The sequence below is a fragment of the Streptomyces sp. NPDC001634 genome (assembly GCF_040298185.1).
Classification (GTDB): Bacteria; Actinomycetota; Actinomycetes; order Streptomycetales; family Streptomycetaceae; genus Streptomyces.
Genome location: NZ_JBEOZU010000054.1, coordinates 1 through 13,146, shown reverse-complemented (window position 1 = coordinate 13,146; position 13,146 = coordinate 1). Strand labels below are relative to the sequence as shown.

The window sequence follows — 13,146 nt, the reverse complement described above, 5'->3', positions numbered from 1 at the left end:
GGGTTTGGTGACCCGGCCCTGCGCTCCGTAAAATTCCCTGTTCGAAAGCGAGCGCGGTCGGAGCGCTGCGCAGGTGAGCGAGGAACGGCAGCGCGATGACCTTGACAGAGGACGGCCTGACGGGCGGCTGCTCGGCGGCCACGGACGAGGCGTCGTACGGGCCCGGCATCGACCCGGAGCGTCTGGCCGTCTGCCTCAGCGTGCTCGAGGAGCTCGACCGGATCGATGTCGACCACCCCGACGCGATCAAGGTGCGCCGGGCGACCTCGCACATCTACCGCGTGGTCAAGCAGCGCCGCCGCCAGGAGCGCCGGGCCGCCAAGACCGCCCACGACAAGGCGGTCACGGAGGCCACCGCGACCGGTTCCGCGCAGCGCATCGACGACGAGACCGAGGGCATCCTGCCGTCGTCGATCACCGAGGCCGGAGAGATCGCGGGGATACTCCGGCGCCCCCGCTCCTGCTACGTCTGCAAGAAGCGCTACGTCGAGGTCGACTACTTCTACCACCAGCTCTGCCAGAGCTGCGCCGCCGAGAACCGCGCCCGCCGCGACGCGCGCGCCGACCTCACCGGCAAGCGCGCCCTGCTCACCGGCGGCCGCGCCAAGATCGGCATGTACATCGCGCTGCGGCTGCTGCGGGACGGCGCCCACACCACGATCACCACACGCTTCCCCAACGATGCGATCCGCCGCTTCAAGGCCCAGCCCGACAGCGACGAGTGGATCCACCGGCTGAAGATCGTCGGCATCGACCTGCGCGACCCGGCCCAGGTCGTGGCCCTCGCCGACTCGGTGGCCGCCGAGGGCCCGCTGGACATCCTGATCAACAACGCGGCGCAGACCGTACGCCGCTCCCCGGGGGCCTACAGCGAACTGGTGGCCGCCGAGTCCGCCCCGCTCCCGGCGGGCGAGCTGCCGTTCGCCGAGGTCATCGGCACGTTCGGCTCCGGGGCCGTGGCCGCGCTGCCCGTGGCCGGCGGTGGCGCGCTGACCGCGCAGGACGTCACGGATCTGGCGCTGGTCTCCGGTTCGGCCTCGCTGGAGCGCATCGCGGCGGGAACGGCCATCGACGCGGGCGGCCTGGTCCCCGACCTGCACGACACCAACAGCTGGATCCAGACCGTCGAGGAGGTCACGCCGGTCGAGCTGCTCGAGGTCCAGCTGTGCAACTCCACGGCGCCCTTCATCCTGATCAGCCGCCTGCGCCCGGCGATGGCGGCATCGTCGGCCCGCCGCACCTACATCGTGAACGTCTCCGCGATGGAGGGCGTCTTCAGCCGCGGCTACAAGGGCGCAGGCCACCCGCACACCAACATGGCCAAGGCCGCCCTGAACATGCTCACGCGCACCAGCGCCGAAGAGATGTTCGAGAAGGACCGCATTCTGATGACCGCCGTCGACACCGGCTGGATCACCGACGAGCGCCCGCATCCGGACAAGATGCGCCTGGCGGACGCGGGCTTCCACGCCCCGCTCGACCTCGTGGACGGCGCCGCCCGGGTATACGATCCGATTGTGCGCGGCGAACAGGGCGAGGACCTGTACGGCGTCTTCCTGAAGGACTACGCGCCCGGGAAGTGGTGAGCCCGGAGAGGTCCGGAAGGCGGGGACGCGTAGCCCCTGACGCGTGACCCGGCGCCGGCCGGGGACTCGGCCCGTGACGAGCACCGCGCAAGGAGGTCCCATGTCCATTCCACATGAGATCGATCCCCGCGCCGCCGAGGATCCCCGCAACGTTTACCCCAGCGACGAGCAGTTCTATGCGGGAGACCGCCCGGCGAACGCCGCACTGCCGGAGGACCGCCCGCGCGGCGGCGGTCCCGCATCTCCGGTGAAGCACCGCGGGACCTGGGCAACCGTCGGGCTGGTCACCTGCATCATCCTGCTGATCCTCGCCGGGATCGCGCTGTTCCCGTGAGTGATCGACATCCCTGAGGTCCACTGGCACGAGTGAGGTGATGCGTGTGGCGTCACATGTGACGTGGCGCGTGTGACCGCAGTCGGTCGTGGACCGCGTATGCCCCGGAGGCGGAGGACTCCGGGGCGTACGCCGTCCTGACCCGGGTCCCGCCGTCGACCAGCAGATCGGCGCCGGTGACCCAGTCCGCGGCGTCCGAGGCGAGCCACACCACGGCCCGAGCGATGTCCTCGGGCTCGCCGATGCGGCCGAGCGGGAGCCCCGCGGCGATGGCGTCCTCGCCGCCCTCCCAGACGAACCGGGCCATCTCCGTGCGCACGAGACCGGGCGAGACCGAGTTGACCCGCACCTTGGGTGCCAGCTCGCCCGCGAGCTGCTGGGTGAGGTGGACCAGGGCGGCCTTGCTGGTCCCGTACGCACCCACGTTCGGACCCACATGTCCGGCGCCCTCGGTGCAGACGTTGACCACCGCGCCGCCGTGCTCGCGCATCCAGGCCCGCCAGGCGCACTGGACGAGCCGCAGCGGCGCCTCGACGTTGACGGTGAACGCCTCGCGCCAGCGATCGGGGTCGGCGTCCATGAGCGGCCCGTAGGGCTGATTGGTCGCCGCGTTGTTGACGACCACATCGATCCGCCCGAACGCGCTCAGCGCGAGTTCGGTGAGTTCCCGCAGGTGGGCCGGGTCGGCGACGCTGCCCGCGAGCCCGACACCACCGAGTCCCCGCGCGGCCTGCCGCACCCCGTCCGGATCCCGACCGGTGAGGCACACCCGGGCCCCGGCCCGCACGAGCCCCTCGGCGACGGCCCGCCCGATACCGCGCGAACCGCCCGTGACGATGGCGACCCTGCCCTGGAGTCCGTACGGCGACGTCATCTGCGTACGTTCTCATGACGGACCGTCAGAAAACAGTCCCGGGCCCGCCGTTGTGGTGCGGGACGCCGGAAAACGGGCCCCTGCTCTCCTCGCCGGAAAATAGCTGGCCGTGGTCCGGAACCGACGAATAGCGTCTCGTCCCGCAGTGGCGACCGGGTTCCTGCGCATCACCACACCGAAGGAAGGCGGCCGACCATGACCGTCCCCAACATCCTGCTGTCAGGCATCGTCGGCTCGACCGCCTACGGGCTCGCCCACGAGGGCTCCGACGTGGACCGGCTCGGCATGTTCGCGGCGCCCACCGAGAAGCTGCACGGCCTGCACCGGCCGAAGGAGTCCCACGTCAGCACGGACCCGGACCGCACCCTGCACGAGGCCGCGAAATGGTGCCGGCTCGCCCTCGGCGGCAACCCCACGGCCATGGAACTGGTGTGGCTGCCGGACGAGTTGTACGAGGTGCGGACGCCGCTCGGCGACGAACTGATCGGCATCCGTACGTCGTTCCTGTGCGCCCAGCGCGTGCGCGACGCCTACCTCGGCTACGCCACCCAGCAGTTCCGGCGCCTGGAGGGACGCGGCGACGGCTCCTTCTCCGCGGACACCCGCAAGCGCACCGCCAAACACGCCCGACACCTCAAGCGGCTGTGCCACCAGGGCCTTGAACTGTACGCAACCGGAGGCCTGACGATCCGCGTCGAGCACCCGGAGGAGTACCACGACTTCGGCGAGCGCGTGGCCGCGGACCCCGCGGTCGCGCTGCCGCTGCTCCAGTTCTACGAGACGGCCTTCGACGACACGCGCAGCGCCCTGCCGGAACGGCCCGACGAGGCGCCCGCCGAGGCGTGGCTGCGCCGTGTGCGCGCGCACTTCTACCTACCGGAAGGTGAGTCTTCGCGTTGATCCGTCGGCCCGTGGGGGCGTTCGCGTTACCGCCCTTGATCCCGGGCACCCCACGCTTCGTCGACCCGGGTGGGCCGGGCGGGTCCCGCATCCGCGGCTTCGGGCCCGGCGCCGATGGCGAGGAAGGACAGAACGGCGCACACGGCGTAGGCGGCGCCGGGCCAGGCCAGCAGCGCCGGGTAGGGGCTGGGGTGCGGCAGGCCGTCCTCCGCTCGGATCAGGAGCGGTACCACGCGGCCGACCGTGGTGATGGCCCATGCCACCAGCGCGACCCGGCTGAGCAGCCGCCGCCGGGCAGGCCCATGGGCCAGCCAGATCATGGTCGGCAGACACCAGACCCAGTGATGGCTCCATGAGATGGGAGTCACGAGCAGCCCGTACAGCTCAGCAGTGATCAGGATGCCCAGCAGGTCCTGGCGCCGCACGGCGTTCCACAGGGCGCGGCCGGGGAGTACGGTCACCAGCGCGAGGGCCGTCCACCAGGCCACGGCGGTGTCGGCGTCAGGGCCGAGGAGCCGGCTGAGTGCGCCGCGCAGGGACTGGTTGCGTACGGACCACAGTGGCCCGATCCGCTGCGTGTCCGTCACCAGGGTGAACCAGTAACGGACCGACTCGTGCGGTGCGACCTGCCAGGCCAGCGCCGTGGCACCGACGGCGGCGGCGAGGGCCCAGGCCGCCGCCCGCCATTGCCGGGTGGCCAGCAGGTAAAGTCCGCCGAAGGCCGGAGTCAGTTTCACCGCGGCTGCCAGGCCGAGGACCGTTCCCCGGCCCGCAGCCGTGCGCAGCAGCGCCAGGGCCCCCAGGACCAGGGCGCCCAGCAGCAGGTTGACCTGGCCCTGGTCCAGAGTGTGGCGCACGGGTTCGAGCCACAGCCCGCCGGCCGTCCACAGCATGACGCGGGACCTTCCGTTGCGGTCGCGCCCGGTGAACAGGAGCCGGTCGGCGCAGGCGCACATCACGGCAAGGGCCCCTACGGACGCCGCCTGCCACAGAGCGATCGCGGCCGTCCAGGGAATCCACGACAGCGGCAGGAACACCAGTGCCGCGAACGGCGGATAGGTGAACGGCAGCACCGGGATCGGCGGGCTTGTGTGCAGCTGGTAGTCGTACAGACCGCCGGAGAGCACCAGGGGGGAGGCCTCGCGGTAGACGCGCAGATCCAGCGGCATGGGTGGAAAGACGATGACGGCCAGCACATGAAGCGTCAGAGAGGCGGCCAGAAACCATCCCGCATGGCGGGTCATCCAGTGCCCGATCACGCGGCCCCTGGCGAGAGCGATTCCGTGTCGGCGGCACACTTCCCACAGTGTGACGCCGCCCAGGGGTGCATGCAGACCATTCCGGGGAACGGCGTGTCGCACCCCGCACGGCCGTTGACGCCCCTGCCGTGACAGGGCGTCGGATACCGGCCTCGTGCGGTCTCAGTCCGCGGCCCCCAGCCGGGCATGCCGGGCCGCCACCAGTTCCAGCAGCGTGCGCCAGTCCTCCAGCACTCCCGCGTCCATGGCCGCCACCTTGGCCGCGTCGTCGGCCTGCCACAGGGTGAGCGCGTCGTCGGCCAGCGGGTCGCGTGCGAATTCCGCGGCCTCGGCAGGTGTCATCGGCCCGCCCTGCCGGTTCAGGGTCAGCGCGCTCCGTGGGGACAGGCCGCGTCCCGACGAGAGCGCGGCCAGATAGCGCTTGGCGGACACGTGCAGGCGTACGAGACGGGAGACCCGTTCGCCCAGCAACGGCCGTACCGCGTCCGCCGCACGGTCCGCGTGCCCGGCGTGGTCGCCCGGCCGCAGCAGATGACCGATGTCGTGCACCAGGCCGGCCACCTGGAGTTCCTTGTCCGCGGGGTGACTTCGGCGCAGCAGGGCGGCGGTCTGCAGGGCGTGGTCGTGCAGATCGACCGGATCCCGACCGGCGCCCGGGGTGTCCCATGTGCCCCGGCAGGCGTTCAGCAGATCCATCAGCTCCTCGACGCTGCGCAGCTCCATGCGTCAGTCCTCTCGCGAGAAAAGCCGTTGCCGACCGTCAGCAGATCATGGCGAGCTTGCGACACGGCCAACGCGACTTGAACTGAGCACCGTACGCGCCGATCCGCACACTCGCGGTACCGGTGAGCGGTTCGACGATTGGGCCGAATGGGTGGCCCCAAAACATGCTGATTGGCAATAAAACGGTTGATAATAAACCCGAATGGATGCCGGATGACTCACAACAGTTACCTGCTTGTTTCAGCCCTATCGAGCGGACGCCCGCTCATTTGGTTAATCTGGACTGGACGGACCGAACCTTGGGGTCCCACCCACACCCATGGTCCGTCCCGGGACAAGCCGGTCACCACGGCCTGCTCTCGTACGAGTTGCCGGCGCCACCGCGTCCGACCTGTTTTCGACTCAGACCCGAGAGGACGTCGCGGGCACAGCGGCAGGCTGGCCGACGCGTCCCGAGGGTTACCCGACACAAAAGGAGTGCGCGGTGACACCGGAGAAGACAAATCGCGATCAGCGCCCCAAGGAACGCACGGAGCGTGTGGGCCGCCGGACCGAGCAGAAGCTCGGCAGTCTCGATGTGTGGGCCAGGTCCGCCCCCATCCGGCTGGCCGGGTATGAGGACGACCTTGCCGAGCCCCACATCCTGCCGAGCGTCGATTGACGTCGCAGGCCCGTCGTGATCGCTGACGGCATGGGCGTGCCAGACTCGCGCCCATGCTGATCAGAGAAGCCGTGCCCGAGGACTGGCCCGGCATCTGGCCCTTCTGACGCCGGATCGTCTGCTCTTCACCGGTCGCACGTCCATATGTTCGACCATTATTATGTTCGATTCTTATGCCCGCGGGTCGTCCCCTGCCCGGCCCCGGGCGCAGACGATGCACACCTCCGTGTAGGGCACGGCCAGCAGACGCTCCCGGCCGATGACGTCGCCACATTCCGTGCACCGGCCGAAATCGGGCGCTCCCACGCGGGGAAGCGTGGCCAGGATGCGGTCCAGCAGCGTCCGGGCGCGCTCGGCGTCCGCGCGCAGAAGCGCCAGCGCGGTCACCCTCGCGCCCACGTCGGCCGCGTCGAGGTCGCTGTCCGCGTACAGGGCGGGCATCTTGGACTCGGCCGCCGAGAGCTCCTCACGCAACGCGTCCGCCTCGGCGGCAAGCCGGGCGGTGATGTCCTTGAGGTCGTCGGCCGACAGCTGCGTGGGCATGGCTGCTCCAACTCGGTCGGGGGGTTGCAGGGTGAGGGGTCGGCCGGGCGTGTTGCACGCTCAGGGGTTGAGGAGGGCTTTGACCATCCCGTCCTCCTTGGCCTGGAACATCGCGTACGCCTTGGGGCCGTCCTCCAGCGGCATGGCATGCGTCTTGAAGGTGTCGACACCGAGCGGATCCTCGTCCGTGAGCAGCGGAAGGATGTCCTCCACCCAGCGCCACACGTTCGCCTGCCCCATGCGCAGTTGGATCTGCTTGTCGAACATCGTCAGCAGCGGCATGGGGCTCGCGGCCCCGCCGTACACCCCGGAGACGGAGAGAGTGCCGCCCCGGCGTACCAGGTCGATCGCCGAGTGCAGGGCCCCGAGCCGGTCCACTCCGGCGTGTTCCATCAGGGGCTGCGCCACGGCGTCGGGCAGATGGCCGGTGACCCACTGCGCCGCCTTGGCGAACGGCGCTCCGTGTGCCTCCATGCCTACGGCGTCGATCACGGCGTCCGGTCCCCGCCCGTCGGTGAGCTCCTGAACGGCCTCGGTGAGGTCCTTTCCGTGCCGGCGGAGGTCGAAGCAGGTCACACCGTTCACCGCGGCGCGCTCCAGACGCTCGTCCACCAGGTCGACGCCGATGACCAGGCCGGCGCCACGATGCCGGGCGATACGGGTCGACATGTCGCCGATGGGGCCGAGACCCAGGACGGCCACACTGCCGCCCTCGGGGACCGCCGCGTACTCCACCGCCTGCCAGGCGGTGGGCAGCACGTCGGACAGATAGACGTAACGGTCGTCCGGCGGCCCCTCGGGCACCTTGATGGGCAGCGTGTTGCCGAACGGCACCCGCAGGAACTGCGCCTGCCCGCCCGGTATCTGTCCGTACAGCTTCGTGTACCCGAACAGGGCGCCGCCGGTTCCCCGCTCTCTGACCTGGGTCGTCTCGCACTGCGAATGCAGGCCTTGGTTGCACATGAAACAGTCACGGCACGAGATGTTGAAGGGAATGACGACACGGTCGCCCGCCTTGAGCGCGTGCACCTGCGGTCCGACTTCCTCGACGACGCCCATGGGTTCATGGCCCAGGATGTCGCCCGCGTCGAGGTAGGGGCCGAAGAGCTCGTACAGATGAAGGTCCGAACCGCAGATCCCGGTGGACGTGATCCGCACGATGATGTCGTCCGGCTTCTCGATACGGGGGTCGGGGACGGTCTCCACACGGACGTCCCGCCGGCCCTGCCAGGTCAGTGCTCGCATCGTCCTGCTCCTCTGGTCTCACGCGCGTCGGTCGGTACCGGCTGAGCACTCAGGCCTCTCGGCGCCTGTCGGCCCGAGTTCCCACCGACGGCCTGCAGAAACGGCAGGTACAGCACACAGACAGCAGGTCCCCCTCCGCGGCCGGAACATCGGAGCTGTCCTGGTCACGGAGGGGGACCTGCTGCGCAAAGGTCCGGTCGGGCTCCTGGACTAACCCAGCGGCGCCGTACGCTGCCAGGGCTGCAGTGCCTCCAACTGCCCCGCCACCTCCAGCAGCTCCAGCTCCGAACCCGGCCGCCCCACCAGCTGTACGGCACAGGGCGCGCCGCTCGGGAGCGCGCCGAACGGGACCGACATCGCGGGCCAGCCCGTGAGGTTCCACGGGGGAGTCATGGGGGAGTAGTTGGTGTTGGCCAGCACGTTCCGCAGCCAGCCGCGCTCGTGCCAGGGCCCGGCGACCGGGCTGCGGCGTGCGAGGGCGGGGGTGAGCAGCACGTCGTGGTCGGCGAAGAACGGCTCCAGGTGTCGGCGCAGTTGCTCGCGGCGGTCACCGGAACGCACGTTCTTCACGAAACGGCGCCCCACCATCGCGTGCACGCGGGTGCGGCGGGCCAGCCGCCGCGGATCCAGGCCCTCGGCGTCGACCGCGGTGCCCGCCGTCCAGTGCGCCAGGGAGGTGGTGCCCAGCCACCAGGGGTACGGCGGTTCGGCCGGGCGCACCTCGTGCCCCGCCCTCGTCAGCAGCGCGGCCGCTTCGCGGGCCGCGTTCGCGTACGGGCGGCTCACGGTGACGCCGAGCAGGGGGCTGCGCACCGAGAGCGCGATCCTGCACGTGGCGGCGGACTCCGGTACACGCGGCTCCCGCTTGTCCGCAAGGACCTCGAACATCAGCCGTGCGTCCTCGACGGTCGTGGCGAGCGGGCCGTTCTCCGACATGCCGAACCAGTCGCCGTTCGAGATGCCCGCCGGGACGGTGCCGTACCCCGGCTTGATGGTGACCAGTCCGCAGTTGGCGGCCGGGATGCGCAGCGAGCCCATCCCGTCGTTGCCCAGCGCGATCGGTACCATGCCGGCGGCCACCGCCGCCGCGCTGCCGCCCGAGGAGCCGCCCGCCGCGCGGGAGGTGTCCCACGGATTGCGGGCGATCCCGTACACACCCTCTGTGGTGCCGAAGACGCACAGCTCGGGCACGTTCGTCAGCCCCACCACGACTGCGCCCGCCGCCCGCAGCCGGGCCACCGTGACGTGGTCGTCGTCGGCGGGTGTGTCCGGGGTCGCGGCGGTGCCGATGCGCGTGGACTCGCCGCGGACGGCCAGATTGTCCTTGACCGCCACGGGTACGCCGGCGAGGGGGAGCTCGGCCAGATCCGTGCGGTCCGCGACCGCGTCCGCCTCGGCGAGCGCAGCCTCCGCGCGCACCCGCCGGAAGGCACCGATACGGCCGTCGAGCTGTTCGATCCGCGCGAGATGCTCGGCCACCACCTCGTGCGGAGTGGCCCGCTTCTCGCGTACGGCGGCGGCTATCTCGGCGGCGGTCCGGCCGACCCAGCTGGTCACGGGCGCTCCCTGTCGATGCTCGGCATGGTGAGGAGTGGGACGTACTGGCGAGTACGAAGAGCACTGTGCCCTGCCGGAGGCGTCACGTCGAGGGGCCGGCTGTGTCATGTCGCCGACGTCTCAGGAGCTCGTGAGGATGACGAGTTGCCGGGTCGCCCGGGTCATCGCGACATAGCGGTCGACCGCTCCTTCGATGCCCTCGCCGAACTCCTCCGGGTCGATGAGCACGACCAGGTCGAATTCGAGCCCCTTCGACAGTTCCGGGGTCAGCGACCGGACGCGGGCCGTCGGCCGGAAAGTGGGATCGCCGATGACGCAGGCGATTCCCTCGGCGTGTTCGGCGAGCCAGGTGTCCAGGACCGAGTCCAGTTCGTGCACGGATCCGTGGACCACGGGAAGGCCGGCGCCGCGGATGGAGGTCGGCACATTGGCGTCCGGGAGCACGGCCCGGATGGCCGGCTCGGCCTCCGTCATGATCTCTTCCGGCGTGCGGTAGTTGATGCTCAGCGAGGCCAGGGTGATCCGGTCGAACCCGACCCGCTCGAGCCGTTCCCGCCAGGTCTCCGTGAACCCGTGCCGGGCCTGGGCGCGGTCCCCGACGATGGTGAAGCTCCGGGACGGGCAGCGCAGCAGCAGCATCTGCCATTCCGCGTCGGTCAGTTCCTGGGCCTCGTCGACGACGATGTGCGCGAACGGGCCGGCCAGCAGGTCCGGGGCGAGGGTGGGCAGTTCGGACTCGTCGAGGAGGCTGACCTTGGCGTCCGCACCGCGCAGCATCATCACCAGGCCTTCGCCGTCGTCGCCGTCGGCGCCGGAGTCGGCCGCGGCCCCGACCAGGTTGTCGACGACCTGCGCCATGCGCTCGCGCTGGGCGACGAGGACGGCCTCGTGCCGCTGCCTGCGCCGTGCCGCCTCCGGGTCGCCGAGCCGCTGCCGGGCCGCGTCCAGGAGCGGCAGATCGGACACCGTCCAGGCCTGGGCGTCCGCGCGCTGCAACTTCCGTACGTCGTCGCGGCCGAGCCACGGGGCGCACAGCCGCAGATAGGCGGGCACCGACCACAGGTCCCCGACCAGATCGGTCGGTTCGAGCAGCGGCCACGCGCGGTCGAGGGTGTCGACGAGTTCCCTGTCCTGCTGCAGCGAGCTGCGGAACCGCTCGGGCGGGACGTCGTCGCCGTCGTACTTGTCCAGCAGGATGGTGGCCAGCTCCTCCCAGATCTGGTCGCGCGCCTCGTTGTGCGGTGTGCTCGGCCCCGGTGCCCGGAACGCGTCGGCCCAGTCGTCGGCGCTCAGCCAGAGGTCGGCCCAGTCGGTCGTGACCGTCATGCCCTCGTCGGGCGGCTCCTCGTAGAACCTGACGGCCGTCTCGATCGCCCCGACCATGTCCGCGGACGACTTCAGGCGGGCCACCTCCGGGTCGGCCTCGGGCGTCGCGTCGGCCCCCTCGTCGACGAGGTCCCGCAGGACGCAGGTCTGCACGCCCTCCTCACCGAGGCTGGGCAGCACGTCGGAGACGTAGTTCAGGTAGGGCCGGTGCGGGCCGACGAACAGCACGCCGCCCCGACGGTGACCGAGGCGGGGGTCGGAGTACAGGAGATGGGCGGTGCGGTGCAGGGCGACGACCGTCTTGCCCGTGCCGGGGCCGCCGTCGACGACGAGGGCACCCCGGGATCCCGCGCGGATGATGGCGTCCTGGTCGGCCTGGATGGTGGCGAGCACGTCCCGCATCCGGGCCGACCGGTCGGCGCCCAGGCTGGCGACGAAGGCGGACTGGTCGTCGAGCGCGGCGTGCCCTTCGAGCCCGTCGGCGGTGAACACCTCGTCCCAGTAGTCGCTGATCCGGCCGCCCGTCCAGCGATACCTGCGGCGGCTCCGCAGTCCCATAGGGTCGGCGTGGGTCGCCGCGAAGAACGGCTCGGCCGCGGGTGACCGCCAGTCGAGCAGCAGTCGGCGGCCCTCGCCGTCGGTGAGACCGAGCCGGCCGATGTACACGGGCTCGGGGTCGTCCGCGCCGACGATATGGCCCAGGCACAGGTCCAGGCCGAAGCGGCGCAGGGTGCGCAGCCGTCCGGTCAGCCGGTGGACCTCGATGTCCCGGTCCATCGCGGCCCGGCCCGTGCCGCCCGGTGCCCTGAGCTCGGCGTCGAGGCGGTCGGACAGATCGGCGATCGACTGCTCGAGGCACTCCGCAATGGCCGCGAAGTGCCGCTCGTCGCCTGCGATCAGTGTCGGGTCGGCCTTGGGGGAGAGGCGGTCGGGAAGGTCGAAGGCGCTGGTGGTCAGGGGGTTCACTTCATTGGCTCCGAATGGTGAGGTCGCTTGCGACCATTGCGCGCGGCAAGGCGTCTGGGACCGGCGTGACGAACCTGGTGGCCGCGTGGTTCACGCCGGCAGTGGCGGCTTTTCCCGGCTGATCTCGTCGAGCAGCAGCTTCGCGGCCACCGTCGCCCCGTCGGTGCGGATCGTGCGGGCCACGGCCGTCGCTCGTGCACGGGTCTCGGGGGTCAGGGCCGTTTTGAGCGCGGCCGATAGGGACTCGAAGGTCGGAGTCGGACAGTCGTGTGCCGCGCCGATGCCCAACTCGGCCACCCGGCAGGCCCAGTACGGCTGGTCTGCCGACTGGGGTACCACCACTTGTGGCGCACCGGCCCGGGTGGCCGTCGTCGTGGTGCCCGCGCCGCCGTGGTGCACAACGGCGGCCACCCTGCCGAACAGTGCCTGCTGGTTGACCTCGCCGACGACGAAACAGTCGTCCCGGTCGTCGATCGGGGCCAGGCCGGCCCAGCCGCGGGCCACGACCGCGCGGCAACCCTGCGCGCGTACCGCCTCGATGGCCACCTGGGCGACGTCCGTCGATGTGCGCATGGGCATGCTGCCGAAGCCCACGTACACAGGTGGTGCGCCTGCGTCCAGGAACGCCTCCAACTCGGCCGGGAGTGGGTGAACGTCGGGCAGGACCCACGCGCCGGTCTGGACGACGTCGAGGTCCGGCGTCTCCTGCCAGGGGTCCAGGATCGGGTCCGTCGCGAGCCATGGACGGTCGCCGATGACGTAGTCGCGGACGTTGTTCACCGGGGGCAGGCCGACCGAGGCCCGGTTCGTGTTGAGCGCCGCACCGAACAGCGCGTTGATGCTCTGGGCGTCCAGGTCCCACAGCACCCGGTTGTCGGTCACCTCCGGCGGGAACGGCCGGCCCGGATACGCCAGTGGTGGGCGGTGTGGTGACGGCAGAGTGAGCTGCTGGAAGGTCACGGACACGGAGCTGATGCCCAGTTTCTCGGCCACCGACAGGGCGCCGGCTGCGGCCGGCATCATGCCGGTCGCCACCAACGCATCGCATCCCTCGGCCGCCGCGGTGACCGCGTCGAACTGGCCGGCGATCAACTCGGCCGCGCGCTGCGGCAGGTTCGCCGCCGCCGGCGGCGTCGCCGCGGGCGCCTGCGCGCGCCCCGCCCGGCCGACCG

Annotated in this window: 12 protein-coding genes; 4 read left to right on the top strand and 8 right to left on the bottom strand. The window is 71.1% G+C overall.

The genetic code is table 11. The features are described 5' to 3' along the window. Window positions 1-95 precede the first annotated feature (95 nt). A complete protein-coding gene (locus tag ABT186_RS30205; RefSeq protein ID WP_351225086.1) occupies window positions 96-1,586 on the top strand; it encodes an SDR family NAD(P)-dependent oxidoreductase in 1,491 nt (496 codons plus the stop codon). Window positions 1,587-1,686: 100 nt separating this feature from the next. Next, window positions 1,687-1,920: a hypothetical protein gene (locus ABT186_RS30200; RefSeq protein ID WP_351927721.1), complete on the top strand. Its 234-nt coding sequence runs from the start codon at window positions 1,687-1,689 to the stop codon at window positions 1,918-1,920. A gap of 52 nt (window positions 1,921-1,972) precedes the next feature. Here ABT186_RS30200 and ABT186_RS30195 read toward each other — a convergent pair whose 3' ends face one another. Continuing rightward, window positions 1,973-2,794: an SDR family oxidoreductase gene (locus ABT186_RS30195; RefSeq protein WP_351225088.1), complete on the bottom strand. Its 822-nt coding sequence runs from the start codon at window positions 2,792-2,794 to the stop codon at window positions 1,973-1,975. A gap of 195 nt (window positions 2,795-2,989) precedes the next feature. Between ABT186_RS30195 and ABT186_RS30190 the strand changes: the two genes are divergently transcribed. Then, window positions 2,990-3,694, top strand: a complete 705-nt coding sequence (locus tag ABT186_RS30190) for a nucleotidyltransferase domain-containing protein (protein ID WP_351225089.1) — start codon at window positions 2,990-2,992, stop codon at window positions 3,692-3,694. Window positions 3,695-3,720: 26 nt separating this feature from the next. Here ABT186_RS30190 and ABT186_RS30185 read toward each other — a convergent pair whose 3' ends face one another. After that, window positions 3,721-4,938, bottom strand: coding sequence for a glycosyltransferase 87 family protein (locus ABT186_RS30185; protein ID WP_351927719.1), 1,218 nt, complete (start codon window positions 4,936-4,938; stop codon window positions 3,721-3,723). Window positions 4,939-5,115: 177 nt separating this feature from the next. After that, window positions 5,116-5,676, bottom strand: coding sequence for an HD domain-containing protein (locus ABT186_RS30180; protein WP_351225091.1), 561 nt, complete (start codon window positions 5,674-5,676; stop codon window positions 5,116-5,118). Between the two features lie 484 nt (window positions 5,677-6,160). Between ABT186_RS30180 and ABT186_RS30175 the strand changes: the two genes are divergently transcribed. Next, complete coding sequence (locus ABT186_RS30175; RefSeq protein WP_351225093.1) at window positions 6,161-6,337, top strand: hypothetical protein; 177 nt, start codon at window positions 6,161-6,163, stop codon at window positions 6,335-6,337. Between the two features lie 171 nt (window positions 6,338-6,508). On the opposite strand, the gene ABT186_RS30170 is transcribed toward ABT186_RS30175, so the two are convergent. The 5 genes from ABT186_RS30170 to ABT186_RS30150 form a co-directional block, all read right to left on the bottom strand. Continuing rightward, window positions 6,509-6,880, bottom strand: coding sequence for a TraR/DksA family transcriptional regulator (locus ABT186_RS30170; protein WP_351225095.1), 372 nt, complete (start codon window positions 6,878-6,880; stop codon window positions 6,509-6,511). A 60-nt stretch (window positions 6,881-6,940) separates the two neighbouring features. Then, a complete protein-coding gene (locus ABT186_RS30165; protein ID WP_351225097.1) occupies window positions 6,941-8,125 on the bottom strand; it encodes an alcohol dehydrogenase catalytic domain-containing protein in 1,185 nt (394 codons plus the stop codon). A 210-nt stretch (window positions 8,126-8,335) separates the two neighbouring features. Then, on the bottom strand, window positions 8,336-9,682 hold the full coding sequence (locus ABT186_RS30160) for an amidase (protein ID WP_351927717.1): 1,347 nt from the start codon (window positions 9,680-9,682) through the stop codon (window positions 8,336-8,338). Window positions 9,683-9,802: 120 nt separating this feature from the next. Further along, entirely contained in the window at window positions 9,803-11,974 is a 2,172-nt protein-coding gene (gene helR / locus ABT186_RS30155; protein ID WP_351927715.1) for an RNA polymerase recycling motor ATPase HelR, read from the bottom strand. A gap of 90 nt (window positions 11,975-12,064) precedes the next feature. Further along, a partial coding sequence (locus ABT186_RS30150; protein WP_351927713.1) for a glycosyltransferase occupies window positions 12,065-13,146 on the bottom strand: 1,082 nt, incomplete at its 5' end.